Genomic DNA, 1,684 nt, shown 5'->3' on the forward strand with positions numbered 1-1,684 from the left:
GGGGCTAGACGACCGGTTTCGGCTCGCGGACCGCCATTTCGACGGCTACTACGCGCAGGCGAGCTATTTCCTGACGGGCGAGCACCGGCCCTACGACCGGACCCTCGGCGTATTCGAGCGCGTCGTGCCGGAGAAGCCGTTCCAGTTGCACGGCGGCGGCTGGGGCGCGTGGGAAGTGGCCGTCCGCTACGACGAACTCGATTTGAACGACTTTGACTTCCGCAGCGGCGTCATCGGCGGGCGCGGGCGCAGCCTGACGTTCGGGTTGAACTGGTACCTGACCGCGAACACGCGGCTCATGTTGAATTACGTGCAGAGCGACATCAGTCAATACGCCTACGGCGGCGGCATCGACATCATTGAAGCGCGGTTCCAGGCGGATTTCTGAGCCTGTTCCGGAGGACACCCATGCAGCATATCCGGTCCATTTCCAAGAGCAGGGCGCCGACCCCGGCGATGACCCTGCTCGAGAAACAGGCGCTGAGCGACATGCTCCAGCGTAACCTGTCGCAGGTCGCCGCGTTCCTGAGTCTCATTTCGGGCCTGAAACCGCAGGAGCCCTGAGTCCATGAAGCACCTGTCGCGCATCAGCCGGGGCAGGCCCTTGCCTGCCCTGTACTACCAGATCAGCCTCACTCAGAAAATCATGGAGCTTGCCACCCTCGCGTCCTTCGTTGATTCCTTCCTCGGCGTCATCAAAGGCCTCTTCGCGCCCCAGGAATAGCATCTCCGTGACACGGGCGTCCCGCCCGTGCGGGTCAGTGAGAGTGGTCTGAAAACATGGTTCCCGCTTTCGAGCGGATGATGCCCATGCCACGGCGGCACGGCGGAGGCGACGTGTTCTAGTTCTTGCCGTTCCCGTTCCCGTTTTTGCGTTGTGGCGCGGGGCTGTAGGCAAAGCGCCAGGCGAAAGCCGCAAAGACCGCGATCACGGCCAGCACGGCGCCAACCACGCCCATGCGGACCCAGTCAGCCGTCTGCATGGCCGAGACCGCCGCGGCGATTCCTGCGAAAAAGCCAGGTTTGGGTGCTTTGGCCGCCGCCGGGGCGGTCTCGGGCGGTGCCGCATCTGCGGCGGGCGCAGCGGCGGGCGCCGCGGACCGGGCCGCCAGCGCGGCGTCCGGAGGCGCACTTGCGCGCGCGCGCGTCTTCTGCTCCGGCGCGAGGGCCTCGGCAGGGGTGGCTTGGGCCTCGGCCCCGGCTGTTTCTGGCGCCGGGGCGTCGGGGCCGGCCTGATTGGGGGCATTGCCGTCCGGCGCGGCCGGAAGTGGCCAGAGGCCGCCCGTGCCGGGTGTGCCGGGCGTTTGCGGTGCTGCGTTCGGGTCCAACGCCACCGTCAACGGTCCGCTGGAAGTCCCCGGCATGGCAGAAGAACCCGTGACCGGCCCCTGAGCCGGGGGTTTCTCCCGGTCCAGGGTCTGCTGCTCCGGTGTGAGGCCCTGGTCCTGGCCCTGCTTGTCGGGTTGCTGCGTGGGGTCGTAGTTGTCCGCGTAGTATCCATAGCCGCGGCCATAATAGCCGCCGCCGCGCCGGGGCCGTCTGCCGCCGCCGCCCGGCGTCACCGTGCCGCCACCGCCGCCGCCGTCGGCCTGAGGTTCCACAACGATGATCGACCGGGATACCGGCGATGCGGCGTTGCCAGCGGCGTCGCTTACGGTATAGGTCAAGGTATACGAGCCTGTCA

The 1,684-nt window shown here is 67.5% G+C and carries 4 protein-coding genes; 3 read left to right on the forward strand and 1 reads right to left on the reverse strand.

Going from position 1 to position 1,684, the window contains the following annotated elements; all coding sequences use genetic code 11:
• The 3 genes from KA184_22610 to KA184_22620 form a co-directional block, all read left to right on the forward strand.
• The coding region (locus KA184_22610; protein ID MBP8132380.1) for a porin at positions 1 to 388 on the forward strand (388 nt) is incomplete at its 5' end.
• 20 nt (positions 389 to 408) lie between these two features.
• Positions 409 to 564 (forward strand): hypothetical protein, encoded by a 156-nt coding sequence (locus tag KA184_22615; GenBank protein ID MBP8132381.1) that lies wholly within the window; start codon positions 409 to 411, stop codon positions 562 to 564.
• A gap of 4 nt (positions 565 to 568) precedes the next feature.
• On the forward strand, positions 569 to 724 hold the full coding sequence (locus KA184_22620; protein MBP8132382.1) for a hypothetical protein: 156 nt from the start codon (positions 569 to 571) through the stop codon (positions 722 to 724).
• 118 nt (positions 725 to 842) lie between these two features.
• On the opposite strand, the gene KA184_22625 is transcribed toward KA184_22620, so the two are convergent.
• The coding region (locus KA184_22625) for a hypothetical protein (GenBank protein MBP8132383.1) at positions 843 to 1,684 on the reverse strand (842 nt) is incomplete at its 5' end.

It is taken from the genome of Candidatus Hydrogenedentota bacterium (assembly GCA_018005585.1).
In the GTDB taxonomy this organism is placed as follows: Bacteria; Hydrogenedentota; Hydrogenedentia; order Hydrogenedentales; family JAGMZX01; genus JAGMZX01.